Below are 25,583 nucleotides of genomic sequence, written 5' to 3'. Positions count from 1 at the left end.
CACGTTCTTCTGTTCAGCGCCGCCCGCGCTTTAGATGGCGCGGGCGGCAGGTCTACACGTTATTGCTTCTTTTCAGCCTTGCTTTCGTAACGCTTGCTCCACTCGTTCAGGATGCGGTCGCGGTTGCTGCTGGTCCAGACGAAGTCGTTCTTGGTCAGGCGCTTTTCGTAGTCGGCAGGCAGCAGCGGATCAGGCTTGGCGATGCCCGGCACGGCCAGCACGGCGAAGTTCTTTTCGTATTGCATCATGGCGTCCTTGCTGGCGGAGAAGTCAGCCAGGCGCTTGGCGGCGTCGAGGTTCTTGGTGCCCTTGACGATGGCGGTCGCTTCCAGATCCCAGCCCAGGCCTTCCGACGGCAGGATGATGTCGATCGGTGCGCCTTCCTTCTTGGTCTTCACGGCGCGGTATTCAAACGCGATGCCGATCGGGAACTCGCCGGTGGCGGCTTGCTTGCATGGCTTGGAGCCGGAGTGGGTGTACTGGCCGATATTCTTGTGCAGCGCGTCCATGTAAGCCCATGCCTTGTCTTCGCCCATCATCTGGATCCAGGCGGTGACGTCGAGGTAGCCGGTGCCGGAGGAGGCTGGATGCGGCATGACGATCTTGCCGGCGTAGATCGGCTTGGTCAGGTCGGCCCACGAAGTCGGCTTCGGCAGACCTTGCTTTTGCGCTTCGACGGTGTTGAAGCAGATCGCCGAACCCCACACGTCCATGCCGACCCACGCTGGAGGATTGGCCGGGCTGCGGTACTTGGCTTCGATCGCCGAGAGATTCTTCGGCGCGTAAGGCGTCAGCATGCCTTCCTTGTCGAGGATCGCCAGGCTGGAAGCAGCCAAGCCCCAGATCACGTCAGCCTTCGGATTGGCTTTTTCAGCCAGCAGCTTGGCGGTGACGATGCCGGTGGAATCGCGCACCCATTTGATTTCGATGTCCGGATTGGACTTTTCGAACTCGGCTTGATAGGCCTTGATCTGATCGGCTTCCAGCGCGGTATAGACGGTCAGCGTGGTCGCTGCATGCGCGGACAGCAGGGCGCCTGCACCCAGTACGGAAGCAAGCAGTTTCAGAATGGTTGTAGGTTTCATGGTTGCTTTCTTGTGATGGAAAAGTAAAACGACGAACGAGTGAATCAATCAATGCATCAATGTTTTTTTCCGGCGCTGCGCCAGGCCTGCGCGCGACGCACCCAGTAGCCCAGGCCCCAGTGCATCAGCAGCGAGACGGCAATCGAGGTCAGCAGGATCAGCGTGGACATCGCTGCGGCCGGGCCGACATCGCCGGCGTCGTCCATGTTCAGCACGGCGATTGCCGCCAGCACGGTGTTGGGGCTGTAGAGGAAGATCACTGCCGACACCGTCGTCATCGACGACACGAACAGATAGCGGAAGATTTCCAGCACCGCCGGCAGGCACAGCGGCACGGTAATGCGCAGGTAAGTGCGCAGCAGCGGCACCTTGAGCGAGGCCGAGGCGGCTTCGAATTCGGGATCGATCTGCTTGAGCGCAGTGACGGCGGTCAGGTGCGCGGTGGTGTAGAAGTGCATCACCGAGCACAGGATCAGGATCGCCATGCTGCCGTAGAGGAAGTTCAGCGGATTGGCCGGATGATTGAAGAAGAACACGAAGCCCAGTCCCAGCACCAGCCCCGGCACTGCCATCGGCAGGAAGCTCAGGAAGCGCAGCGCGTTGTCGAGCAGGCGGTTGCTGCGCGTCTTTTCCATCAGCCAGGCGCCGGTGAAAATCACGACGGTGCCGACGATGCTGGTGCCGATGGCCAGGCGCAGGCTGTTCCAGTAAGCCAGCCAGCCGCCGCCGTCCATGTTGTCGAAGTCGTAGTGCATCAGCGTCAGCTTGAGGTTGTACGGCCATAGTTTGACCAGCGACGCGCCGATGGCAACCGCAATCATCAACAGCAGCGCGCCGCTGATCAACATCAGGATCAGCGTGTAGACGCTGTCACGACGCCATTGGCGGCGCGGCGTCAGCACTTCGGCGCGGCTGCTCATCTGGGCGCGCTGGCGTTTTTGCAGCCAGCCGTCGATGCAGAAGGTCAGCAATGCGGGGATCAGCAACAGCAGGCCGATCAGCGCGCCGCGGTCGAACTGCTGCTGGCCGACCACGGCCTTGTAGGCTTCCACCGCCAGTACGCTGAAGGCGCCGCCGACGATCTTGGGCACGCCGAAGTCGGTGATCGCCAGCGTGAACACCAGGCAGAACGCGCCGAAGATGCCGTAGCGCGTGGCCGGCAGCGTCACGGTGCGGAAGGTCTTCCAGCTGCTCGCGCCCATTGCCGAGGCGGCGTCATACAGGCGCGCATCGGCCAGCGACAGCGCCGACAACAGGATCATCAGCGCATGCGGAAAGGTGTAGAACGCCTCGCCCAGCAAGATGCCCCAGAAGCCGTAGATGCTGCCGTTCATCCATTCCTTGAACAGGCCCTGGTTGCCGAACAGATAGATCAGGGCGATGCCCGGCAGCAGCGACGGCGCCAGCAGCGGCAACAGCGCGATGGCCCGCCACATGCCCTTGAACGGCGCCAGCGTGCGTTGCAGGCCGTAGGCGAACAGGTAGGCCAGCGGCACCACCAGCAAGGCGGTCGCAGCCGACACGCCGACGCTGCGCGCCACCATGGGGAAGAAGTTGGGATTGGCAATCAGCCTGCTCCACGGCGCCAGACCGGCCCATGCACCGTTACGGTCGAGCAGCGCCTGGCCGAGCACGGCCACCAGCGGCAGGGCCAGCGCCAGCATCAGCAAGAGCAGCAGGAAATATTTCAGGCCGTTCGCGGTCGCGGTGTCGCGATTGAAGGCCGACACCGGCTTTGATACGGGTGCCGAGGTGACGGCGAGCGGCGGCGCCTGAACGGAGGTATTCATGCGGGGCTCAGGAAAACAGGTGCAGCGAGTGCTGCGGCAAGGCGATCCACATGCGCTGGGCGGAGACGTCCGGCAGGCGCGCGCGCACCTCGTTGGTGACGTCGGCCATCAGGCGCTGGCCCGGCAATTCGTCAAGCTCCAGCATCATGCGATAGCGGTCGCCCAGATAGATCTGATCGACTACGCGCGCCGAAAACCGGTTCGACGCGTCGGCGGCGGGCAAGACGTCGACCGCTTCCGGACGGCAGAACAAGCGGCCGCTGTCGTTATTGTTCATAGTGTTGCCCATGTGCTGGCGCGGCGCTTCGTCGACCGTCAGTGTGAGCGTGCCGACGCTGACCTGATGCGGCGACAAGCGCTGGAACGGCAGCCAGTTGGCCTGGCCGATGAAGTCGGCGACAAAGGGTGTGGCCGGATGGCGGTAGATGCGGTCGGGCGTGTCGAATTGTTCGATGCGGCCGTGCTGCATGATGGCGATGCGGTCCGACATGACCATCGCTTCTTCCTGGTCATGCGTAACCATCAGCGTGGTGATGTTGAATTGCTTTTGCAGGCGGCGGATTTCCAGCTGCAGGTGTTCACGCACCTGCGCGTCCAGCGCCGACAGCGGCTCGTCCAGCAGCAACAGCGAAGGCGAGGGCGCCAGCGCGCGCGCCAGGGCCACGCGCTGCTGCTGGCCGCCGGAGAGCTGGCCGGGATATTTCTTGTCGCTGCCGGACAGGCCGATCATGTCCAGCATCTCGGCCACGCGCTGCTGCATCTGCGTGCGCGACAGGCGGCGCGCATTGAGGCCGTAGGCGACGTTCTGCGCCACCGTCAAGTTGGGGAACAGTGCATAGGACTGGAACAGGATGCCGTAGTCGCGCGATTGCGGCGGCAGGTGCGAGATGTCGGTGCCGTGGGCGTGGATGGCGCCGTCGTCCTGTTTTTCCAGGCCGGCGATGGTGCGCAGCAGGGTCGTCTTGCCACAGCCGGATGGTCCCAGCAAGCAGACCATTTCCCCCTGGCGCACGTCGAGCGACACATTGTCGAGCGCGGTGAAGGCGCCGAAGCGTTTATGGATATTGCGGATCGACAGGAAAGTCGCGGAGGTCGGAGAGGTCGCCTCGGCGGCAGTGGATTCAGATGCAGATGCAGGGGCAGTGACGGACAAGGAAGTAAGCATCGCGCTCTTTCGTCAGGACTATGCCGGGTTCGGCCAGAAAGTGAGCGGATATTACGTAGCTAATATGACCGCTGGATGACAGTTGCGGCGTTATATATGGAATGGATTCCATCCATAGGTTGAGGTTATGGATGGAGTGCTTCTGACAAGTAATCCGCTGCCGGAAGGCAAGCCTCTTGCCGCATGAAAACCCGATCCGAATTTGTCTGCAAAATAGCGGGAACGCACACGCATGGCGGCGTGGTCTAATCTGTATGGTCTAATGACTGCTAATGACAATCCCGATCTTCTCCTTGCCATGGATTACTCTTTGAACAAGTCATCAATGAAAAACGTCGCGGTGCTGGTCGCCATCGGCAGCATCAGCGCCGCGCTGCTATCGGCTTGTTCGTCGCAAAAGCCCGACACCCAGGCCAATCGCGACGCCACCGCCAAGGAGATCATCGAACAGGTGAAGACCACGCCCGACGGCACCTCTACGGCTGACTCTCTGGGCGCCTACAAGGAAGACCTGGCGCGCCGCATTTCCCAAGTCAATTCGACCAAGGTCCACGTCGAACGCCCGCAGGCCTTGCTGCGCTCGGTCATCGTGATCAAGTACGTGGTCGACAAGGACGGCAACCTGGTGCGCAGCGAAGTGGTGCGCACCAACAAGGACAAGACCACCGAAGCCACCGCGCTGGCTACCTTGCGCAGCACAGCGCCGTTCCCCAAACCGCCGGTGGCGCTGCTAAGCGGTGGCAAGGTCGAGTTGTCGGAGACCTGGCTGTTCAACAACGACGGCCGTTTCCAGTTGCGCACCATCGCGCAGCCGCAGAAAAACGAATAGCGCGCCTTCTCTATCCTTCTTCAATGGCATCAGAAAACCTGATGCCAGCCTTCACGAAAGCTGGTTTGTTCTTGCTGCCCGGAATCATTACACTTGCGGCGCAATAACTCACCCATGAAGGAAATCCCATGATGTACCTCCTCGCCGCCTTGTTTGCGATAAGCGCTTCGCTGTTCGTGTCCGAGACCGAAGCGCGCACGCTCTGCACGCTCATCGTCGATCCCGTGACCGGCAAGGCGCTGGTGCGCGAAGGCGATTGCGCCACGCGCGTGACGCCGGCCTCGACCTTCAAGATCCCGATTGCGCTGATGGGCTACGACGCCGGCTTCCTCAAGGACGAACACGCGCCGGCCATCCCGTTCCGCGAGGGCTACACCTATTGGGGCAACCCGGCCTGGCGCGACACCATCGATCCGGCATTCTGGATGAAGTATTCGGTGGTGTGGTATTCGCAGCAGGTCACCCATGCGCTCGGCGCGGCGAAGTTCAAGGCCTATGTCGACAAGCTCGGCTACGGCAACCGCGACGTGCGCGGCGACAAGGGCAAGAACAATGCGCTGGACCGCTCCTGGATCAGTTCGTCGATCCAGATTTCTCCGGACGAACAGGCGCAGTTCCTGAGCAAGCTGGTCAATCGCAGCTTGCCGGTCAGCGTGCAGGCAATGGAGATGACGGCACGCATCACGCAGTTGCCGCCACTGGCGAACGGCTGGGAGATCCACGGCAAGACCGGCGCCGCCATGCCGCGCACGGCCGACGGCGGTTACGACAAGGCGCATTTCTACGGCTGGTTTGTCGGCTGGGTGACCAAGGATGCAAAGACACGCGTGATCGTGCGTCTAATCCAGGAAGAGAAGGAAGAAAAGGGCAGCGCCGGGATGCGCGCGCGGGATGCTTTCCTCGCTGAATTGCCTGCGCTGCTGGAATCGCGGTAAAAACCTTGACTAAGCTTGCCTGCGCGATGCCTCGTGCAGGCGTCCCACCGCCTGCGCCAGTTCATCCGGCGTCATCGATGCAAATCCCAGCCGCAGGCCGTTGACCGGCTGGTCCAACGGCGAAAACTGCCGTCCGCTGCGCACGAACAGCTGCTCGTCGGCCGCGCGCCGCATCATGGCGTCGACGTCGATATCCTCACGGAAAGTCACCCACAGCGCCAGCCCGCCCTCGGGATTGCGCAGCGTGATGCGCTCACCGAAGCGCGCGTGCAACGACTGCATCAAGGCATCCTTGCGTGCGCGATACAGCTTGGCGGCGCGGCGCAGATGCTTGCGCAATTCACCATTGGCAATCAGGTCGGCCAGCATCTTTTGCATGACGGCGTCGCCGTGCGTGGAAATCAGCAATTGATTCTTGCCCAGGGCTTCAATCAGGTTTTCCGGCGCGACGATGAAGCCGCAGCGGAACGAAGAGCCCAGCAGCTTCGACAGGGAGCCGATGTAGATGACGCTGCGCTGGCCGGCGTCGCTGGCCAGCGGCAGGTAAGGGCGGCCTTCAAAGTGATATTCGTGGTCGTAGTCTTCCTCGATGATGGTGAAGCCATGCTGCTGCGCCAGCGCCAGCAGTTTCTGGCGGCGATCGGCGCGCAGACTGACCGTAGTCGGGAACTGATGATGCGGCGTCAGGTAAATCAGCCGCACCGGCTTTTTCAGACAGAGCGTCTCAATCTGGTCGACGCGGCAGCCATCGCTATCGACGTCGATGACTTCGATCTGCGCCCCCAGCGCGCGGAAGATGGCCCAGGCCGGCGGATAGCTGAGGCGCTCCACCAGCACCACGTCACCCGGACGGATCAGCGCGCCGGCCGCCAGGTGCAAGGCCATTTGCGTGCCTTGCGTGAGGCAGATGTTGGACGCGCCAGCGGTCAGTCCGCGCGTGGCGCGCAGCATCTCGGCCAATGCCGTGCGCAGCTGTGCCGCCGATTCCAGGTTGCCGTATTTGACCCAGCTGGATTTGAACGCGGCCTTCATGGCGTTGCGGTAATAGCGATGCAGGACAGCCTGCGGCAACAGCCGGTGATCGGGCGCGCCGTTGTCGAAATACATGGTCTCGCGCGTGCGGCCCGCGCGTACTGCGGGCACGTAGAGATCATCGAAATACGGCGGCAGTGCAGGCGCCAGGAAGTCCGGCGCGAACGCCTCACTCTCACTGATGCCGGCTGTGCGTTTGGATTGCACCATGTTGGCGGACGTTGTCGTGTGGTCGGCGAACAGCGCGTTGACGAAGGTGCCGCGGCGCGGTTCGCTGACCAGCCAGCCTTTGATGATGGCTTCTTCGTAGGCCAGGATCACGGTCTTGCGATTGACGTCGAGGATATCCGCCAGCTCGCGTGTGCCGGGCAGGGCCGCACCGGGCTCCAGACGGCCGCTGCGAATGGCGTTGGCAAGGCCGTCGACGATCTTGCGATAGGACGCTTTTTGCCCGGCGCCATCGGCGTCTAGATCGAGCAAGGGTCGCCATTTTCTCATCTGGACCATGTGGATTGTTCAAATCTGGAGGTTTCAATGGTCCTATTCTAACGCCACAATCCTCTCATCTGATATTTGATAAACGGTCAACGAGGACATCATGCAAGGCAAACACACCATCACACTGGACCAATCCGGCAAGACCTTCGCCGCGGGCGACGAGCTGTTGCTCGACGCCGCGCTGGCGCAGGGCATCTCGATTCCGTTTTCCTGCCGTCGGGGCGAATGCGGATCGTGCAAGGTGAGGGTGCTGGACGGCGTCCATGAGACCGAACCGTATGTGGCCTTGGGGACACCATATTCACTGGCGCACGACGAGATACTGTTGTGCCGCAACCGGGCCTGCAGCGACATGCGCATCGACATTCCAGGCTGGTCGCCGGAAGTGCAGGCGTCGCGCTTCGAGGCGTCGGTGCTGGAGAAGCAGCTGCTGACGCCGAGCGTGGTGCGGCTGGTGCTGCAGGGTACGCCTGCCATGCCGGTGCGCGCCGGCCAGTACGTGAAGATCTATCTCGACGACGGCAGCAGCCGCTGCTTTTCGGTCGCGAACATTCCTGCCGACAATGACGGCAAGCTGGTCTTCCACATTCGCCGTGTCGACGGCGGCCACTTTTCGGAAGGCATGCTTGATCGTCTTGCCGTCGGCGACGTTCTCAGCATCGAAGGCGGTTTCGGCGCCTGCACCTGGCAAGCCGGCGAGCGTTCGGCCTTGCTGTTGTTTGCGACCGGCACCGGCTATGCCGGCATCAAGCCGATCCTGCTGGCGGCATTGGCGGAACCGGATGCAGCGCCGGTGAGCCTGTACTGGGGCGGCGCCCGCACCGATGATTTCTACGACAAGGAATTCCTTGACGGGCTTGCCGTCGCCGATGCGCGGTTTACCTGGACCGGCGTCATCGCTCAGGCTGAGCACCTTGAACCAGGCGTGCAGCAAGGCTACGTGCAAGACGTCGCCGCCGCCATGGATCATGCCTGGCCGGGAGCACGCGTGTACGCCTGCGGCAATCCGGCGATGGTCGCGGCTGTGCGAGAACGCTGCATGGCGCTGGGCCTGGCGGCGCATCACTTCGTTGCCGAAGCATTCGTACCTTCAGGAGCGAGCACCGCGCCGATGGCGCGCGGCGGCTTCGATCCGGTGTGGGAACGGGTCGGTCCCAAGTACTCGCTCGACGGCATGCTGGCGGCGCGCGAACAATCGATCCGCGCGCTGGCGCAGATTGTCGGCAAGCTGCGTGTGGGCATGACGACCGGCGAGGCTGTAACGATGGCCAATGATCATCTGCGCGCGATGGGATCGTCGCACACCTGGCATCCGACCTATATCCGCTTCGGCGACGACACGGTCAGGACGCCGCGCGAAGGCGTGGAAAAAGAGCGCCGGCTGCGCGCCGCCGATATCGCGGTGGTCGATCTCGGCCCGGTATGGGATGGCTATGAAGGCGATTTCGGCGACACCATCGTGTTCGGCGACGACAGTCTGCATCGCGCCTGCGCGCAGGCCGCGCGCGATGTTTTCAGCGAGACGCGCGATGCCTGGCGCACCGGCTTGACCGGGCGGGCGCTGTACGATTTTGCCGAGGCTGCTGCAGCGCGTGGCGGCTGGCTGCTGGAGCGCAATCTGGCGGGGCATCGGGTGTCGGACTTTCCGCACGCCTTGTTCGGGCCGGCCAAGCTGGCCGAGATGGACATCGTGCCAGGCGACGCCGTCTGGGTGCTGGAAATTCAGCTGCGCCATCCGACCGAAGCCATCGGCGCCTTCTACGAAGATATCCTGATCGGCACGCCGTCGCTGCGTGCAGAGGAGCCGCTTATTGCAGCGATCGCGTAGAAGGTCCGGCGCATTCAGCCGAAGTTCAGTCTTCGGCGACGATGCAATTGCGGCCGCGCTGCTTGGCCATGTACAGGCGTTTGTCGACGGCTTCCATGAATTCGATGCGCTGGTCCTGGCGCGAGGGAATGATGGTGGACATGCCGAGGCTGATGGTGACGACGCTCTCCACCTGCGATTTTTCGTGCGGGATTTTTTCTTTCAGCACCAGCTTGCGGCAGCGTTGCGCGACCTTGAGGCCGGAGGCGCGATCGGTCTCGGGCAGGATCAGCACGAATTCTTCGCCGCCGTAGCGAGCGAAGAAGTCACGCGTGCGCGTGGCGGCTTTGCCCAGTACGCCGGCGATCTGCTTGAGGCAGGCGTCGCCGCGGATGTGGCCGTAATGATCGTTGTACTGCTTGAAGTAATCGATGTCGAGCATGATCACCGACAGTGGCGTGCGGTTCCGGACGGCGTTGGCCCATTCGACTTCCAGCGCCGAGTCGAACATGCGGCGATTGGCGACGTCGGTGAGGCTGTCGCGATAGGACAGCGCTTCCAGTTCTTTCTGCAATTCCGCCAGGCGCGCTTCATTCTTCTTGCGCTCGGTGATGTCAAACATGAAGCCGATCAGCGCATCGACTTCGCCATCCGGCTTGCGCACCACGTGCACCACGTCGCGGATCCAGACGTGCTCGCCGTCGCGCGTGATGGCGCGGTAGTCGGCCTCGTGGTCGACGCCGGCCTTCGATTGCGCCACGCAAAAATTCACCACGCCTTCACGGTCTTCCGAATGGATGCGCGCGGCCCAGTCCTCCACCGAGACCCAGCTCTCCGGCGTCCATCCCAGCAATGCTTCGATCTGCGGTCCGACGTAGGCAAACTTCATCGTGCCCCAGTCGATTTTCCAGGGGATCGCCTTGGTTGATTCCAGCAAGGTTTTGTAGACGGCGCTGTCGGGTTCCATTTGCTTTTGTACTTGTTTGGTCATGGGGACGTAGTGATGAATTTTGCGGGATGTTGGCGTGATGTTTGGTGCGAGGTTTGTGTCGCTCCCGGCCGCCGTTGGCTGCAAGGAAGATTGTCGTAAGGATAACCCGGTGTCTTGATGGAAGTATGAAATCGGCGTGAAAAATGTTCAAAAAAATTCAATCTTCCCGTATGCCGAAGCGCTGTCCGAGCGGAGTTGAGGGTGATTTCGGCGGTGTTGGTAGGGCAATAGCCATCATCAATTGATTTAAAACATTTAATCAATTGTGCAAAAGACTTTCGTCTGCTTTATCGTTTACTGCATGACTTGCAGAAAGATTCGACGTTGCCCGAGCAGCGCACTCGCCCCTCAACTCATCAAACAGGAACGCAGCACATGTCTTCGAATGCCTCCACTTCCACTTCCGTATCGACCGCTACAATCAGCTCGCCCGGTGAGCTGCAACAAGACTCCGCAATCTTTCGCGCTCTGGCCGACCTGCTTGGCCACGGCGGCATCCGCATCAACGGCAACAATCCCTGGGATCTCCAGCTGCATCGCGCCGGCGTACCGGAACGGGCGTTCGCGCAGGCCAACCTCGGCCTCGGCGAAGCGTACATGGACGGCGACTGGGACGCCGAACAACTCGACGAATTCTTCTCGCGGCTGTTGCGCACGCGGCTGACCGACAACATCAAGCCCTTGCGCCTGGTCGGCCATGTGCTGGCGGCGAAGTTCATGAACCGCCAGAACCTCAAGCGTTCACGCATGGTCGGCGAAGTGCACTACGACCTCGGCAACGATTTCTACGCCGCGATGCTCGATTCACGCATGACCTACACCTGTGGCTACTGGAACACCGCGACCACGCTGGAAGAAGCGCAGGAAGCCAAGCTCGATCTGATCTGCCGCAAGCTGCAACTCAAGCCCGGTATGCGCGTGCTCGACATCGGCTGCGGCTGGGGCAGCTTCATGGCGTTTGCGGCCGAACGCTATGGCGTGGAAGCGGTGGGGGTGAGCATTTCGAAAGAACAGATCGCGCTGGCGAAAGAGCGCTACGGACACCTGCCGCTGGATTTTCGGCTGCAGGATTACCGCGAACTCAATGAACGCTTCGACGCCATCGTCAGCATCGGCATGTTCGAGCACGTGGGCCGGCGCAACTATCGTACCTACATGGAAGTCGCGCATCGCTGCCTGGCCGATGACGGCCTGTTCCTGCTGCACACCATCGGCAAGAACCAGCGCAAGTCTTCGCCTGATCCGTGGATCGACAAATACATTTTCCCCAACGGCGATTTGCCGTCGGTCGGCCAGATGGGCGACGCCTTCGATCATTTGTTCGTGGTGGAGGATCTGCACAACTTCGGCAGCGACTACGACAAGACGCTGATGGCATGGCACAGCAATTTCGAAGCGGCGTGGCCGCGTTTCGAAGCGCAACTGGGGTCGCGTTTCCGCCGCATGTGGCGTTATTACCTGCTGTCCTGCGCCGGCGCGTTCCGTGCGCGCGACATCCAGTTGTGGCAATGGGTATTGTCGAAGAAGGGCGTGATGGGCGGTTATCGGCGCGAGCGAATCTGATGCCTTGCGGCGGATTGCCTGCCTAGCTTGCCCGCAGACGATCCGCCAGTAACGGCAGCAGCAGTTCGGCGGCCTCCTGGCATTTGAGCGTCAGCAAAGGATCGGCGCGCGTGACGCCGCGGTTGATGGCGGCGATCGGTTTTCCCGCTTCCGCAGCCATGCGGCAAAAGCGGTATCCCGAAAACACCACCAGCGACGACCCCACCACCAGCACCGCATCGGCCGCCGCCACCGCGCGTTCGGCAGCTTCGCTGCGCGCACGCGGGACACCGTCGCCGAAAAACACCACGTCGGGCTGCAGCATGCCGCCGCACACCGGACAAGGCGGCACGTGGAAGTCGGCGAGGGCGGCCGTCTCCATATCGGCGTCGCCGTCCGGCAAGGCCGCCGCATCGCTGGCAGCCAGTTCAGGATTGGCGTGTTCGAGCAGGTCCTGCACGCTGCGGCGCGTGTGCACCGACGCGCAATCGAGGCAGACCACGCGATGGATGTTGCCGTGCAATTCGATGACGTCGCTGCTACCGGCCTGCTGGTGCAGGCCGTCGACGTTCTGCGTGAGGATGGTGGAGATCTTGCCGGCGCTTTCCAGCGCCGCCAGCGCGCGGTGGCCGGCGTTCGGTGAGGTCCCGGCCAGCTTGGGCCAGCCGATCATGCTGCGCGCCCAGTAACGCCGCCGCATCGCTTCCGAACTGCGGAAGGCCGGGCCTTCCATCGGCGCCTTGCCGCGCCGCACGCCGTTGGCGTCGCGGTAGTCGGGAATGCCCGAGGCCGTGCTGATGCCGGCGCCGCTCAGGACCAGCACATGGCGATGCGGTGCCATGAACGCGGCGAGCGCGTCCACGTCTGCATCAAGCCGGCTGGAGATATTGTCTTCCAAGAAAGTCTTGTACTTAAACTTTGTCCATGCCGGCCGTTACGATGAACGACACCAGCGCGGCCGTGATCGACCAGACCGCCAAGCGGTATTGCGGGATGAATTTGGTGATGACAGGCATCAGGAAGTAGAGGACGACGCCGATGAGGATGCAGGTGATGACTCGTTTCATGAATGATCTTGTTGATGTTGATGAATGGGCCCGCCGGTTCATCCCCGGCGACCGTTGCGATCCTATCATTGATTGACGGCAATGGCAGCAGGACGCTCCCGAAGGCGTGGCCGGAAATGGGTAGGGGCATATTTAAAACTTATACCCCCATCGACAAACGGTATTTCCTTGATCTTCTCTTAAACGCATAGACTTCAGTCACAGCAGTTTCGGAGGACGGATTGTTGTGAAGGTCGCTACCACGGCCGCTTTGTCTGACAGTAACGCATCGTACCCGGTGCAGTAACGGCAGGCGATATCTGAATAATCATTTTGGAGACATACATGGAATACCGTTCGGCAGCCGAGCCTGTTGAATTGTCAGCCCCTGACCGGTCGGGGCGGGCAGTGACACCGGCAGCAACCACTGTAGCAAATTCAGCATCCACTCCCGTCTCGGGGACTGTACCGCTCGCGACGGTCAGTCTCGACGACAAATACACCGCAACTTCGGGTTCGATCTTTCTGTCCGGCATCCAGGCGCTGGTGCGCTTGCCGCTGCTGCAGTATCTGCGCGACCAGAAAGCCGGACTCAATACCGCCGGCTTCATTTCCGGCTATCGCGGCTCGCCGCTGGGCGGCCTCGATGAAGCCCTGTGGAAAGCGCAGCCGCATCTCGAGACGCACAAGATCAAGTTCCAGCCCGGGACCAATGAAGACATGGCGGCCACCGCCGTCTGGGGCACGCAGCAGGTCGACCTGATCGGCCCGGCCAAGGTCGAGGGCGTGTTTTCCATGTGGTACGGCAAGGGCCCAGGCGTGGATCGCTGCGGCGATGTACTCAAGCACATGAACCATGCCGGCACGTCAGCCAAGGGCGGCGTCCTGCTGGTGGCGGGCGACGACCATGGTGCGTATTCGTCGACATTGCCGCATCAATCCGATCATATTTTCTCGGCATCGATGATTCCGATGCTGTACCCCTGCAATGTGCAGGAATACCTCGATCTCGGCCTGCACGGCTGGGCCATGTCGCGCTTCTCCGGCTGTACGGTGGGTTTCAAGGCGCTCGCCGATACCGTCGAGTCGAGCGCCTCGGTGGATGCCGATCCGTTCCGCGTCGAGATCAAATATCCGGCCGACTTCGTCATGCCCGAAGGCGGCCTCAACGCCCGTTTATCGACCGACACGCTGGGCGTGCAGGCGCGCAAGCAGGAAGCGCTGATGCAGGATTACAAGATCTACGCCGCGCTCGCCTACGCGCGCGCGAACAAGCTCAACCGCGTGATGATCGACAGCCCGAAGGCGCGGCTGGGCATCATCGCCTCAGGCAAGTCCTACCTCGACGTGCTGGAAGCGCTGAGCGAACTCGGCATCGATGAAGACTTCGCCGCCGAAATCGGCCTGCGCCTGTTCAAGGTGTCGATGCCGTGGCCGCTGGAGCCGGAAGGCGTGCGCGAGTTCGCCCAGGGCCTTGATGAAATCCTGGTGGTCGAAGAGAAGCGCCAGATGGTCGAATACCAGCTCAAGGAACAGCTCTACAACTGGCGCGACGACGTGCGTCCACGCGTGATCGGCAAGTTCGACGAAAAGGGCGAGTGGGTGGCGCCGCGCGGCGAATGGCTGCTGACTTCCAAGGCCGACTTCTCGGTCGCCCAGATTGCGCGCGTGATTGCGGCGCGCATTGCGCGTTTTCACACCAGCGACCTGATCAAGGCGCGCCTGGCCTTCCTCGACGCCAAGGATGCGGTGCTGAACAAGGCGGTGAGCACGCCGCCGCGCCCGGCCTATTACTGCTCGGGTTGCCCGCACAACACCTCGACCAAGGTGCCGGAAGGCAGCTTCGCGCTGGCCGGCATCGGCTGCCACGTGATGGCCACCGCCATCTATCCCGAGTTCAACAAGCTGACCACGCACATGGGCGGCGAGGGCGGACCGTGGATCGGGCAGGCGCCGTTTTCGAAGGTGCCGCACGTGTTCGCCAACCTCGGCGACGGTACCTATTTCCACTCGGGTTATCTGGCGATCCGGGCTGCCGTCGCGGCCAACGTCAACATGACCTACAAGATCCTCTATAACGACGCAGTGGCGATGACCGGCGGCCAGCCGGTTGACGGCACCACCTCGGTGCCGATGATCGCGCAGCAGATGGCGGCCGAAGGCATCAAGCATATCGCGCTGGTGAGCGAAGACATCAGCCGCTACAGCGACCGCTCCAATCTGCCGGCCCTCGTCACTATCCATGACCGCAAGGATATGGACGCAGTGCAACGGGACATGCGCGAGTTGACCGGCGTGACCGTCATCATCTACGACCAGACCTGCGCCGCCGAGAAGCGTCGTCGCCGTAAAAAAGGCGAATACCCCGACCCCGATCAGCGCCTGTTCATCAACGAAGCCGTCTGCGAAGGCTGCGGCGACTGCGGCGTGCAATCGAACTGCACCTCGATCCTGCCGCTGGAGACTGAATTCGGCCGCAAGCGCGCCATCGACCAGTCCTCGTGCAACAAGGATTATTCCTGCGTCAAGGGCTTCTGCCCGAGCTTCGTCACCGTCAGCGGCGGCAAGCTCAAGAAGTCCAAGACCGGCGTCATGAAGAAGGACAGCGCCGACGACTTCGGCCTGCTGCCGGAACCGGCAATCCCGTCCTGCGACACGCCGTTCAACATCCTCATCAACGGCATCGGCGGCACCGGCGTCATCACCATCGGCGCGCTGATGGGCATGGCCGCGCACCTGGAAGGCAAGGGCGCGTCGGTGCTGGACATGACCGGCATGTCGCAAAAGAACGGTTCGGTGACTTCGCACGTGCGCATCGCGCGCACGCCGCAAGCCATCCGCGCCCAGCGCATCGCCACCGGCGAGGCCGACCTGATTCTCGGCTGCGACATGCTGACCGCCGGTTCGCACGATGCGATTTCCAAGATGCGTCCGGGTCGCACCCGCGCGGTCGTCAACGTGCATCAGCAACCACCGGGACAGTTCGCCAAGAATCCCGACTGGCAATTCCCGTTTGAAGACGTCAAGGCGCTGATCGAGGAATCGGTCGACCAGCAGGTCGACTTCATCGACGCCACGCGTCTGGCGACGGCCTTGATGGGCGACTCGATCGCAACCAATCTGTTCATGCTCGGCTATGCGTATCAGCGCGGCGAGTTGCCGCTGACCGAAGCCGCCTTGCTGCGCGCCATCGAGATGAACGGCGTCGCCATCGAGTCCAACAAGACCAGCTTCCTGTGGGGCCGCCGCGCCGCCGTCGATCTGGCGCGCGTCGAACGCATCGCCGTGCCGGCGCAACCGGTGGTGATCCGCATGCCGGAAACGCTGGACAAGCTGATCAAGCGCCGTGTGGCTTTCCTGACCGATTACCAGGATGCGGCCTATGCGGAATCGTTTGCACGTTTCGTCGAGCAAGTGCGCGCGAAGGAAGCCGCCTTGAATCTGGGCGACAAGCTCACCATGGCGGTGGCACGCAATCTGTCCAAGCTGATGGCCTACAAGGACGAATACGAAGTCGCGCGCCTGTACACCGACGGTCGCTTTGTGGAACAACTGAAGCAGCAGTTCGAAGGCGACTTCTCGCTGAGCTTCAACCTGGCGCCGCCGCTGTTCTCGAAGAAGGATGCGCAAGGTCGCCTGGTCAAGGCGAAGTACGGTTCCTGGATGATGTCGGCGTTCAAAGTGCTGGCGAAGTTCAAGGGACTGCGCGGCGGTAGCTTCGACATCTTCGGCTACACCGAGGAGCGCAAGACCGAGCGCCGCCTGATCGCGGAATATCGCGATACGGTGACGGCGCTGCTGGACGGCCTGAATGCGGACAAGCTGGCGCTGGCCGTCGAGATTGCGCAGTTGCCGGAGCAGATCCGCGGTTACGGTCACGTCAAGGACAAGGCGCTGGCGCAGGCGCGCAGCAAGCAGGATGAGATGCTGACGCGCTATGCCGCCGTTGTGCCTGCCGGCCTGGCGCAGCAGGTCAACGTGGCAAGCATCGCTGCTGCATAACGAGGCAATGCGTGGTGTGCAGAGATGCAAAGCAGTTTGGGATTGCTGCACACCGCGCTCCACCGGCCGGAACCATCAACCATTACCCATTTCGTGCACAATGACTGCCGTGAATGACGGCTTCAGCCTCAGCGCCAATGTCGCCCAAGCGACATCATCGGCGCTGCTTTTGCGTTAGTCTTTTGCCAAACAAGACAAGATCGCAAGATCCCAGGATCCCAAGATCAATTACAGGAGACAAGCATGGATTTTGAACTGAACGAAGACCAGTTGGCCTTCCAGGCCAGCGCGCGTGATTTCGCCGCCGGCGAGATGGCGCCGCATGCGGCCCGCTGGGACGAGGAATCGCATTTCCCCGTCGACGTCATCGCCAAGGCCGGCGAACTCGGTTTCTGCGCGCTGTACACACCGGAAGAAGTCGGCGGCCTCGGCCTGTCGCGCCTCGACGCCACCGTGGTGTTCGAAGAACTGGCCTACGCCTGTCCGTCGACGGCGGCGTTCCTGACCATCCATAACATGGTGAGCTGGATGATCGCCTCGTGGGCCACGCCGGAAGTCAAGGCGACCTGGTGCGGCGACCTCGCCGTGGGCAAGAAGATCGGCTCTTATTGCCTGACCGAACCGGGTTCGGGCTCTGACGCAGCCTCGCTCAAGACCACCGCCAAACTGGTTGACGGTCATTACATCATCAACGGTTCCAAAGCCTTCATCTCGGGCGCGGGCGCAACCGACGTGCTGGTGCTCATGGCGCGCACCGGCGGCGACGGCGCCAAGGGCGTCTCGGCCATCGTGGTGCCGGCCAATACGCCTGGCATCAGCTACGGCAAGAAGGAAGTCAAGATGGGCTGGAACAGCCAGCCCACGCGCGCCATCAGCTTCGACAACGTCAAGGTTCCGGCCAATCATCTGCTCGGCGCCGAAGGCGAGGGCTTCAAGTTCGCCATGAAGGGACTCGACGGCGGCCGCATCAACATCGCCACCTGTTCGGTCGGCGCAGCGCAGGCGGCGCTCGATGCGGCGCATGGCTACATGAAGGAGCGCACGCAGTTCGGCCGTCCGCTGGCCGACTTCCAGGCGCTGCAGTTCAAGCTGGCCGACATGCAGACCGAACTGGTCGCGGCGCGCCAGATGGTGCGCCTGGCTGCGGTCAAGCTCGATTCCAAGTCGCCCAATGCCACCACGTATTGTGCGATGGCGAAACGCTTCGCCACCGATCTCGGCTTCAAGATCTGCAACGAAGCGCTGCAGATCCACGGCGGCTACGGCTACCTCCGCGAGTATCCGCTGGAGCGTTATTTCCGCGACGTGCGTGTGCACCAGATCCTGGAAGGCACCAACGAAATCATGCGCGTGATCATCGCGCGCCATTTGCTCAGCAACGACTCCAATGAGGACATCCGATGACCAGCTACACCAATCTCCGCCTTGAAAAAGACGGCCATACCGCCATCCTCACGCTGGCCAATCCGCCGGCCAACACCTGGACGCGCGAGAGTCTGGTTGACCTCAAGAGTCTGGTCACGGACCTTAACAATGATCGCAATATCTACAGCCTGGTTGTCACCGGCGAGGGCGAGAAATTCTTTTCCGCCGGCGCCGACCTGAAACTGTTCGCCGACGGCGACAAGGCAGTGGCGCTGGAAATGGCGCGCCGTTTCGGCGAAGCGTTCGAGACGCTGAGCCAGTTCCGCGGCGTCTCGATTGCCGCCATCAATGGCTACGCCATGGGTGGCGGTCTTGAGTGCGCGCTGTCCTGCGATATCCGCATCGCCGAGACGCAGGCGCAAATGGCGTTGCCGGAGGCGGCGGTGGGACTGTTGCCTTGCGCCGGCGGCACCCAATTGCTGCCGTTGCTGGTCGGCGAAGGCTGGGCCAAGCGCATGATCCTGTGCGGCGAACGCGTCACCGCCGAGACCGCCTTGCGCATCGGCCTGGTGGAAGAAGTGGTGGAGAAGGGACAGGCGAAGCAGCGCGCGCTGGAGCTGGCGAAGCAGGTCGACAAGCAGAGCCCGTCAAGTGTGGCCGCCAGCAAAAAGCTGATTCAAGGCGCACGTCATCAGCCGCCGATGGCCAACCTGCCGGTGGAGCGTGAACTGTTCATGGATCTGTTCAGCACCCAAGATCAGAAAGAGGGCGTCAACGCCTTCCTGCAAAAACGCAGTGCGGAATGGAAGAATGCCTGAGGCCGGAACATTGACCTGAAGTTGATTTTTTGCAAACAATCAAAAAGCCGAAAGTGAAAACTTCCGGCTTTTTTTGTGTTTCAAAAGGTTGCACTGCAATATATTTGGTCCTTGGCATGGCATGATTACGAGCGTTCTATTTTTCTTTTGATGTTAATTTACTGGTAAGACCATTCAAGTTCGTACTTCCTGCAGTCATAAAAATATGAAACAGCAAATCATCACACTGGGCGGCGGCGGTTTTTCGACCGAGAGCGATCCGTCTCTCGACGAATACATCCTCAAGCAAGCCCGCACTGCGCATCCGCGCATCGGCTTCGTGCCGACCGCCAGCGGCGATGCGCCGGCTTATCTGCTCAAATTTTACGCACGCTTTGCGGCGCTCGATTGCATGCCGACGCATCTGCCGTTCTTCGATCGCACACCGGACCTGCGGGAATGGGCCATGGCGCAGGACGTGATTTTCGTCGGCGGCGGCAACACCAAGAGCATGCTGGCGGTGTGGCGCGCGTGGGGCTTCCCGGCGATCCTCAAGGAAGCGCTGCAAAGCGGCACCGTGCTGGCGGGCGTGAGCGCCGGCGCGATGTGCTGGTTCGAACATGGCGTGACCGATTCCAACGCCGGCGTGCTGGCGCCGCTGGACGGCCTCGGCTTCCTGCGCGGCACCTGTTGTCCGCACTATTCCCATGAACCGGAACGCCGCCCGGCGTTCGAGGCTTTCGTGCGCGACGAAAAACTGCCGGCTGGTGTGGCGGTCGATGACGGCGCAGCCTTGCATTTCATCGATGGCAAACCGGTGCGCGTAGTGGCCGGCCGGACCGGCGCCGGCGCCTACCTGGTCAGCAAGCAGGGCTCGGTGATGTTGGCAGACAGTCAAGCATCGCATTAAACCGGGGAACTGACGTCCCGCCCCGGCGATCTCCTTTCAGAGTCATGAACAGGAGTCGCCTATGGAAATACCCTATCTCAATAATCTCCAGCCGGGACCGCTGCAGTCCGGCGTGATCGTGGCAGTGGCCGCCGTGCTGGCGATCCTGCTGGCAATGGTCGTGCATCGCATCGGCATCGGGCTGTTGCGGCGACTGGTGCGCAACCGGCCGTTCACCACCAACGCAACCCGCATCGCCTTTCGCGCCAGCCAGGTCTGCGTGGCCTTATTCGCCGTGCGCGTGGTGCTGACGGCGGCCCCCGACGATACGCCCGGACTGCGTTCGCTGTCCTATGTCTGCACGGTGGCGCTCATCGTCGCGCTTACCTGGTTCGTGATGAGGTGCATCGTTTCGGTCAGCGCCACCATTACCCAGCTCAATCCCTACGACGTCGCCGACAACCTCAAGGCGCGCCGCATCCTGACGCAGACGCGCGTGCTCACGCGCAGCGCCTATTTCATTGTCGGTTTGCTGGGACTGGCCTTCGTGCTGCTGACCTTGCCGGGTGCGCGCCAGTTCGGCGCCAGTCTGCTGGCCTCGGCGGGCGTGGCCGGGCTGGTTGCCGGTATTGCAGCGCGGCCGGTGCTGGGAAACTTCATCGCCGGTCTGCAGATTGCGTTTTCACAGCCGATCCGCATTGACGACGTGCTGATCGTCAACGGCGAATGGGGCCGCGTGGAAGAGATCACCGGCACCTTCGTGGTCGTGCGCATCTGGGATGAGCGCCGCATGATCGTGCCGCTGCAATGGTTCATTGAGAATCCCTTCGAGAACTGGACGCACACCTCGTCGACCATCCTCGGCACCGTCTTTCTGTGGCTGGATTTCAAGCTCCCGGTGGCGTCGCTGCGGACCGAGTTCGAACGCGTCTGCAAAGAAGCGCCGCAATGGGACGGGCGCGTCTGCGTGCTGCAGGTGACTGATTCGAATGAGCGCGCGATGCAGGTGCGCATGCTGGTCAGCGCGCAGAATTCGGGCAGTGCTTTCGATTTGCGCTGCGCCATCCGCGAATCGATGATCGCCTTCATCGCCGAACATCATCCTGAGGCCTTGCCGCGCCTGCGCTCGGCGATTGATCCGGTCGAGCTGGCGCCATCCACTTTGGCCGACGCCGGCGTGCACGACAAGATATTGGATGGCGCGCCGATGCAGCGCTGACTTGGCTGGAATCGCCTATACTTGCGCGATTCCAAAAACGGCAGCAAGGCAGCAGTAACGTGACGCAACAACGAGCAGGTTTTCTCCTCACCAGGCACTGGCGCGACACGCCGGCCGGGACCGAAGTCGAGTTCTGGCTGGCGACTGATGACGGGCCGCAACTGGTGCGCCTGCCGCCGCAGCATTCCGTCGCTTTCATTCCCGCAGAACAACGCGAACAAGCCGAAGCGCTGCTGCGCAACGAGCGCGAGGTCGAGTTGCGGCCGTTGCAGCTGACCGACTTTTCGCACCGTCCGGTGCTGGGGCTGTATTGCCGCCAGCATCGGCAGTTGATCAAGATCGAGAAGCAGTTCCGGGACTACGGCCTCGCCATCTATGAGGCCGACATCCGTCCGCCGGAGCGCTATCTGATGGAGCGATTCATCACGGCGCCGGTGCTGTTCAGCGGCGACGCCAACGGCACGGGAGCGTTGCTCAACACGCAACTCAAACCTGCGCCCGACTATCGTCCGCAACTGAAACTGGTGTCGCTCGATATCGAGACGACCATGGGCGGCGATTTGTATTCGATCGCGCTGGAAGGCTGCGGTCAACGTCAGGTCTACATGCTCGGACCACCTAACGGCGACGCCGGTGGCCTCGATTTCGACATGGAATATTGCGACAGCCGCGCGCAGATGCTGGAGAAACTGAATCAATGGATGGCGCAGCACGACCCCGACGCCATCATCGGCTGGAACGTGGTGCAGTTCGACTTGCGCGTGTTGCGCGAGCACGCCGCGCGCTTCGGCATTCCGTTGCGTTTCGGTCGCGACGGTAGCGAGCTGGAATGGCGCGAGCACGGCTTCCAGCAGAATCATTATTTTGCGTCGGCGGCGGGACGGCTGATCATCGACGGCATTGAGGCGCTGCGTTCGGCGACCTGGAGTTTTCCCTCGTTCAGCCTGGAGTCGGTCTCGCAGACGCTGCTCGGCGAAGGCAAGGCGATCAACAACGCCTACCAGCGCATGGATGAAATCGACCGCCGCTTTGCCGAAGACAAGCCGGCGTTGGCGACCTACAATCTGAAGGATTGCGAACTCGTCACGCGCATCTTCGCCAAGACCGAATTGCTGAGCTTTCTGCTGGAACGCGCTTCGGTCACGGGCCTGCCGGCGGATCGCAACGGCGGCTCGGTGGCGGCGTTCGGCCATCTGTACATGCCGCACATGCATCGCCTCGGCTTCGTCGCGCCGAACCTGGGCGATACGCCGGGCGAACCGAGCCCGGGCGGCTTCGTGATGGATTCGCAGAGCGGCTTGTTCGACTCGGTGCTGGTGCTCGACTACAAGAGCCTGTATCCGTCCATCATCCGCACCTTCCTGATCGATCCGGTAGGCCTGATCGAAGGACTGGCGCATCCCGGCGACGCCGACTCGGTCCCGGGTTTCCGCGGCGCGCGTTTCTCGCGCAACAAGCACAGCCTGCCGGCCATCGTGGAAAAGATCTGGCGAGGGCGCGAAGCCGCCAAACGTCAGCAGAACAAGCCCTTGTCGCAGGCGCTCAAGATCATCATGAATTCGCTCTACGGCGTGCTGGGCTCGACCGGCTGCCGCTTCTTCGATGCGCGTCTGGCGTCATCCATCACGATGCGCGGCCACGAGATCATGCATCGCACGCGCGAGCTGATTGAAGAACAAGGTTATGAAGTCATCTACGGCGACACCGACTCCACCTTCGTCTGGCTCAGGAAGGCGCACGACGAGGCGGCGGCTGACGCCATCGGCAACGCGCTGGTGCGGCACGTCAACGACTGGTGGGCGGCGCATCTGAAGGACACCTACGGGCTCGACAACGCACTCGAGCTGGAATACGAAACCCACTACCGGCGTTTCCTCATGCCCAATGTGCGCGGCACCGACTTCGGCAGCAAGAAGCGCTATGCCGGCATGGTCGTCAAGCCGGACGGCCGCGAAGAAATGATCTACAAGGGACTGGAATCGGTGCGTACCGACTGGACACCGTTGGCGCAGCAGTTCCAGCAGGAGTTGTATCAACGCATCTTCCGCCGCGAGCCGTATCAGGACTACGTGCGCGACTACGTCGAACGCACGCTCAGCGGCGCGCTCGACGACGCGCTGGTGTATCGCAAGCGCCTGCGGCGACCGCTCGACGCCTACGAGCGCAACGTGCCGCCGCACGTGCGCGCCGCGCGCATGGCCGACGAATTCAACCGTGAACAAGGCCGGCCGCTGCAATACCAGGACGGCGGCTGGATCAGCTACGTCATGACCACCGCCGGACCGGAGCCGCTGGAGACGCGCCGCGCGGCGATCGACTACGACCACTACGTCACGCGCCAGCTGCAGCCGGTGGCCGACGCCATCCTGCCGTTCTTGCAGGATGACTTCAGTGCGCTGGTGGGCGGGCAGAAGGAATTGTTTTAGTCAGAGACCTTCACCACCACCTTGCCGAACTGCTTGCCCGATTCCAGATGGGCGTAAGCCTGCGGCACTTCATCGAAACTGAACACGCGATCGACGACAGGGCGCAGTTTTGTCGCAGTGATGAAATGGCTTAACTCATCCAGCATGGCGCGGCTGCCCACAAAAATGCCGCTGAGTCGCTTCACCCCCGCAATCAACGCCAGCGGTTCGATGCTGGTGCCGCCGAATCCCGTCAGACCGCCGATCACCGACACCACGCCGCCCATGCGCGTGGCCGTGAGCGAACGCGCGATCGTATCTTCGCCGCCGACTTCGACGGTGAGGTCGACGCCAAGGCCGCCGGTCAGGCGCAACACTTCGTCCTGCCACTCCGGCGTAGTCCGGTAGTTGATGGTCTCGTCGGCGCCGAGCTCACGTGCGCGCGCCAGCTTGGCGTCGCTCGACGAGGTGATGATCACGCGCAGGCCGGCCGCTTTGGCGACCTGCAGCGTGAATACCGACAGTCCGCCGGTGCCTTGCAGCAAGATCGTCGCGCCCGGCAGCAGGCCGCCGTCGCTGAACAGCGTGTTCCATGCAGTCGTGCCGACGCAGGACAGCGTAGCCGCTTCGGCGTAGTCGAGATGCGCGGGAATCGCGACCAGCGTGTCTTGCGGCGCCACGAAGAATTCCGCCAGGGTGCCGTTGATGTGCGTGCCGAATGCGGCGGCGGTCTTGTACGGATCCGGCTTGCCGTCGATCCAGCTTTCAAAATAGCTGTGCGTGACGCGGTCGCCGACGGCAAAGCGGGTCACGTCCGCGCCGACCGCGACGATTTCACCGGCGCCGTCGCCGGCCGGAACCAGCGGCGCATCGGCCAGGTTGATGTAGTTGCCGCGCGCATACATCAGGTCGCGATAGTTGAGCGCGGCGGCGTGGGTCTTGATCAGTACTTCATGCGGGCGCGGCTGCGGTGTTGCGATGCGCGTGAGCGCCAGTTCGGCGACGCCGGCGCCGGGACGCAGTTGATAGGCTTTCATGGAAGGGATGCTCATGGTGGCTCCGGATAGGAAGATTGTTCAAGGGAAAGCGGTGCAAAGATTTCACCGAGCAGCTACGATATAAGAGATGAAGTGGATGCATTGGATAGAATTTGATCAATCATTGATTCTTGAATGGAACCAATATGAATGAGCGGCTGGATGGTATTTCAGTTTTCGTCGACGTCGCCGAAGCCGGCAGTTTTGCGCTGGCGGCGCAACGTCTCGGGGTCACACGCTCGGCCGTCGGCAAGATTGTCGCGCGGCTGGAGCAGCGTCTCGGTGTCAGGTTGTTCGTGCGCACCACGCGACGCCAGACGCTGACCGAGGACGGCCAGATTTATTACGAACGCTGCCTGCGCGCGCTGGCTGAACTGGAGGCCGCCGAGGAAGCCTTCGAAGGCGGACGCCGGGCGCCGGCCGGGCGTTTGCGCATCAGCGTGCCGGTGTTGCTGGGACGGCATTGCATTGCGCCGGTGATACTGCGTCTGATGCAGAAATATCCTTCGTTGCAGATCGAGATGTCGTTCAACGACCGCGTCGCCGATCTGGTGGAGGAGGGTTACGACCTTGCCGTCAGGGTCGGCACGCTGCCCGACAGCAGCAAGCTGGTGGCGCGACGTTTGGGCGTGCAGCGCATGGGTATTTGCGCGGCGCCGTCCTATCTCGTGCGGCATGGCACGCCGGTCAATGCGGAGCAACTGGCGCAGCACGCGGGCATCGCTTACAGCAACGGCGGCCGCGATGCACCGTGGGAATTACAAGGCGATGATGGCGAAATACATGAAGTCAGGGCGGACTGCCGCCTGCATCTGGACGATTTGCAGGCCATCAACGATGCGGCCGTGGCCGGCGCCGGGCTGGCCTGGCTGCCGTGCTGGATGATCCTGCACGAATTGCGCCAGCAGCGCTTGTTGCTGGTGATGGGCGCGGATCAACTGGTGGCGAGCGCGATCCACGTGGTGTGGCCGCAAGCGCGCCACTTGCCGTCCAAGGTGCGCGCCGCCGTCGATGCGCTGGTGGAAGAAGTGCCGCCGCTGTTGGGGCAGGACGAGGTGCTGGCGAACTATCCCGCCACGTTGTTGCAGACGAAAAAAAGCCCGCCGGTGGAACTGGCGGGCTAACAGGAGCTGCAGGAGACTACCGGTA

General features: G+C 62.2%; 19 protein-coding genes. 11 read left to right on the top strand and 8 right to left on the bottom strand.

What is annotated here, in order from left to right; translation table 11 throughout:
- Positions 1-59 precede the first annotated feature (59 nt).
- The 3 genes from E4P32_RS06865 to E4P32_RS06855 are packed head-to-tail and all read right to left on the bottom strand — an operon-like array spanning position 60 to position 4,040.
- A complete protein-coding gene (locus E4P32_RS06865; RefSeq protein ID WP_116432660.1) occupies positions 60-1,085 on the bottom strand; it encodes a putative 2-aminoethylphosphonate ABC transporter substrate-binding protein in 1,026 nt (341 codons plus the stop codon).
- 56 nt (positions 1,086-1,141) lie between these two features.
- Positions 1,142-2,875, bottom strand: a complete 1,734-nt coding sequence (locus tag E4P32_RS06860; RefSeq protein ID WP_116432661.1) for a putative 2-aminoethylphosphonate ABC transporter permease subunit — start codon at positions 2,873-2,875, stop codon at positions 1,142-1,144.
- Positions 2,876-2,882: 7 nt separating this feature from the next.
- A complete protein-coding gene (locus tag E4P32_RS06855) occupies positions 2,883-4,040 on the bottom strand; it encodes a putative 2-aminoethylphosphonate ABC transporter ATP-binding protein (protein ID WP_199525563.1) in 1,158 nt (385 codons plus the stop codon).
- A 325-nt stretch (positions 4,041-4,365) separates the two neighbouring features.
- Between E4P32_RS06855 and E4P32_RS06850 the strand changes: the two genes are divergently transcribed.
- Both E4P32_RS06850 and blaOXA read left to right on the top strand, forming a co-directional pair.
- Positions 4,366-4,869, top strand: a complete 504-nt coding sequence (locus E4P32_RS06850; protein ID WP_199525564.1) for a hypothetical protein — start codon at positions 4,366-4,368, stop codon at positions 4,867-4,869.
- Positions 4,870-4,997: 128 nt separating this feature from the next.
- Positions 4,998-5,804: a class D beta-lactamase gene (gene blaOXA / locus E4P32_RS06845; RefSeq protein WP_116432662.1), complete on the top strand. Its 807-nt coding sequence runs from the start codon at positions 4,998-5,000 to the stop codon at positions 5,802-5,804.
- A gap of 9 nt (positions 5,805-5,813) precedes the next feature.
- On the opposite strand, the gene E4P32_RS06840 is transcribed toward blaOXA, so the two are convergent.
- The gene (locus E4P32_RS06840) at positions 5,814-7,316 is read right to left on the bottom strand and encodes a PLP-dependent aminotransferase family protein (protein WP_233526534.1); all 1,503 of its coding nucleotides are present in this window, start codon (positions 7,314-7,316) and stop codon (positions 5,814-5,816) included.
- Between the two features lie 118 nt (positions 7,317-7,434).
- Here E4P32_RS06840 and E4P32_RS06835 point away from each other — a divergent pair, with 118 nt between their 5' ends.
- On the top strand, positions 7,435-9,162 hold the full coding sequence (locus E4P32_RS06835; protein WP_116432664.1) for a M24 family metallopeptidase: 1,728 nt from the start codon (positions 7,435-7,437) through the stop codon (positions 9,160-9,162).
- Positions 9,163-9,187: 25 nt separating this feature from the next.
- Here E4P32_RS06835 and E4P32_RS06830 read toward each other — a convergent pair whose 3' ends face one another.
- A complete protein-coding gene (locus tag E4P32_RS06830; protein ID WP_233526535.1) occupies positions 9,188-10,132 on the bottom strand; it encodes a sensor domain-containing diguanylate cyclase in 945 nt (314 codons plus the stop codon).
- A gap of 375 nt (positions 10,133-10,507) precedes the next feature.
- Here E4P32_RS06830 and cfa point away from each other — a divergent pair, with 375 nt between their 5' ends.
- On the top strand, positions 10,508-11,695 hold the full coding sequence (gene cfa, locus E4P32_RS06825) for a cyclopropane fatty acyl phospholipid synthase (RefSeq protein WP_199525565.1): 1,188 nt from the start codon (positions 10,508-10,510) through the stop codon (positions 11,693-11,695).
- Between the two features lie 22 nt (positions 11,696-11,717).
- Here the strand turns inward: cfa and E4P32_RS06820 are convergent, their stop codons facing one another.
- Both E4P32_RS06820 and E4P32_RS24080 read right to left on the bottom strand, forming a co-directional pair.
- Complete coding sequence (locus E4P32_RS06820) at positions 11,718-12,572, bottom strand: NAD-dependent protein deacetylase (protein ID WP_116432665.1); 855 nt, start codon at positions 12,570-12,572, stop codon at positions 11,718-11,720.
- Positions 12,573-12,585: 13 nt separating this feature from the next.
- Positions 12,586-12,741, bottom strand: a complete 156-nt coding sequence (locus tag E4P32_RS24080) for a hypothetical protein (protein WP_167735694.1) — start codon at positions 12,739-12,741, stop codon at positions 12,586-12,588.
- Between the two features lie 324 nt (positions 12,742-13,065).
- On the opposite strand from E4P32_RS24080, the gene E4P32_RS06815 reads away from it, so the two are divergent.
- The 6 genes from E4P32_RS06815 (at position 13,066) to E4P32_RS06790 (ending at position 23,418) form a co-directional block, all read left to right on the top strand.
- Entirely contained in the window at positions 13,066-16,722 is a 3,657-nt protein-coding gene (locus tag E4P32_RS06815; protein WP_116432667.1) for an indolepyruvate ferredoxin oxidoreductase family protein, read from the top strand.
- 243 nt (positions 16,723-16,965) lie between these two features.
- Positions 16,966-18,126: an acyl-CoA dehydrogenase family protein gene (locus E4P32_RS06810; RefSeq protein WP_116432668.1), complete on the top strand. Its 1,161-nt coding sequence runs from the start codon at positions 16,966-16,968 to the stop codon at positions 18,124-18,126.
- A complete protein-coding gene (locus E4P32_RS06805) occupies positions 18,123-18,905 on the top strand; it encodes an enoyl-CoA hydratase (RefSeq protein WP_116432669.1) in 783 nt (260 codons plus the stop codon). Before E4P32_RS06810 ends, E4P32_RS06805 begins: the two co-directional genes overlap by 4 nt.
- Positions 18,906-19,110: 205 nt before the next feature.
- Positions 19,111-19,794 carry a peptidase E gene (locus E4P32_RS06800; protein ID WP_116432670.1) on the top strand — a complete coding sequence of 228 codons (684 nt, stop codon included), beginning with the start codon at positions 19,111-19,113 and terminating at the stop codon, positions 19,792-19,794.
- A gap of 61 nt (positions 19,795-19,855) precedes the next feature.
- Positions 19,856-20,992, top strand: coding sequence for a mechanosensitive ion channel domain-containing protein (locus E4P32_RS06795; RefSeq protein WP_116432671.1), 1,137 nt, complete (start codon positions 19,856-19,858; stop codon positions 20,990-20,992).
- A 59-nt stretch (positions 20,993-21,051) separates the two neighbouring features.
- Positions 21,052-23,418: a DNA polymerase II gene (locus E4P32_RS06790; RefSeq protein ID WP_116432672.1), complete on the top strand. Its 2,367-nt coding sequence runs from the start codon at positions 21,052-21,054 to the stop codon at positions 23,416-23,418.
- Here E4P32_RS06790 and E4P32_RS06785 read toward each other — a convergent pair.
- Positions 23,415-24,434: an NAD(P)-dependent alcohol dehydrogenase gene (locus E4P32_RS06785; RefSeq protein WP_116433856.1), complete on the bottom strand. Its 1,020-nt coding sequence runs from the start codon at positions 24,432-24,434 to the stop codon at positions 23,415-23,417. The genes E4P32_RS06790 and E4P32_RS06785 overlap by 4 nt on opposite strands.
- Before the next feature lie 146 nt (positions 24,435-24,580).
- Here E4P32_RS06785 and E4P32_RS06780 point away from each other — a divergent pair, with 146 nt between their 5' ends.
- Positions 24,581-25,558, top strand: a complete 978-nt coding sequence (locus E4P32_RS06780) for a LysR family transcriptional regulator (protein WP_116432673.1) — start codon at positions 24,581-24,583, stop codon at positions 25,556-25,558.
- The last annotated feature ends 25 nt before the right edge of the window (positions 25,559-25,583 follow it).

The organism is Herbaspirillum sp. 3R11 (assembly GCF_004563925.1).
Classification (GTDB): Bacteria; Pseudomonadota; Gammaproteobacteria; order Burkholderiales; family Burkholderiaceae_D; genus Herbaspirillum.
Note: the sequence above shows the minus strand (reverse complement) of the source record. Positions and strands in the feature narration are given on the sequence as shown.

Coding starts and splice junctions, on each gene's coding strand:
- E4P32_RS06805 (WP_116432669.1), top strand. CDS start 18,123: ATGACCAGCTACACCAATCTCCGCCTTGAAAAAGACGGCCATACCGCC.
- E4P32_RS06855 (WP_199525563.1), bottom strand. CDS start 4,040: ATGCTTACTTCCTTGTCCGTCACTGCCCCTGCATCTGCATCTGAATCC.
- E4P32_RS06835 (WP_116432664.1), top strand. CDS start 7,435: ATGCAAGGCAAACACACCATCACACTGGACCAATCCGGCAAGACCTTC.
- E4P32_RS06780 (WP_116432673.1), top strand. CDS start 24,581: ATGAATGAGCGGCTGGATGGTATTTCAGTTTTCGTCGACGTCGCCGAA.
- blaOXA (WP_116432662.1), top strand. CDS start 4,998: ATGATGTACCTCCTCGCCGCCTTGTTTGCGATAAGCGCTTCGCTGTTC.
- E4P32_RS06860 (WP_116432661.1), bottom strand. CDS start 2,875: ATGAATACCTCCGTTCAGGCGCCGCCGCTCGCCGTCACCTCGGCACCC.
- E4P32_RS06815 (WP_116432667.1), top strand. CDS start 13,066: ATGGAATACCGTTCGGCAGCCGAGCCTGTTGAATTGTCAGCCCCTGAC.
- E4P32_RS24080 (WP_167735694.1), bottom strand. CDS start 12,741: ATGAAACGAGTCATCACCTGCATCCTCATCGGCGTCGTCCTCTACTTC.
- E4P32_RS06810 (WP_116432668.1), top strand. CDS start 16,966: ATGGATTTTGAACTGAACGAAGACCAGTTGGCCTTCCAGGCCAGCGCG.
- cfa (WP_199525565.1), top strand. CDS start 10,508: ATGTCTTCGAATGCCTCCACTTCCACTTCCGTATCGACCGCTACAATC.
- E4P32_RS06850 (WP_199525564.1), top strand. CDS start 4,366: ATGAAAAACGTCGCGGTGCTGGTCGCCATCGGCAGCATCAGCGCCGCG.
- E4P32_RS06795 (WP_116432671.1), top strand. CDS start 19,856: ATGGAAATACCCTATCTCAATAATCTCCAGCCGGGACCGCTGCAGTCC.
- E4P32_RS06865 (WP_116432660.1), bottom strand. CDS start 1,085: ATGAAACCTACAACCATTCTGAAACTGCTTGCTTCCGTACTGGGTGCA.
- E4P32_RS06830 (WP_233526535.1), bottom strand. CDS start 10,132: ATGACCAAACAAGTACAAAAGCAAATGGAACCCGACAGCGCCGTCTAC.
- E4P32_RS06785 (WP_116433856.1), bottom strand. CDS start 24,434: ATGAAAGCCTATCAACTGCGTCCCGGCGCCGGCGTCGCCGAACTGGCG.
- E4P32_RS06800 (WP_116432670.1), top strand. CDS start 19,111: ATGAAACAGCAAATCATCACACTGGGCGGCGGCGGTTTTTCGACCGAG.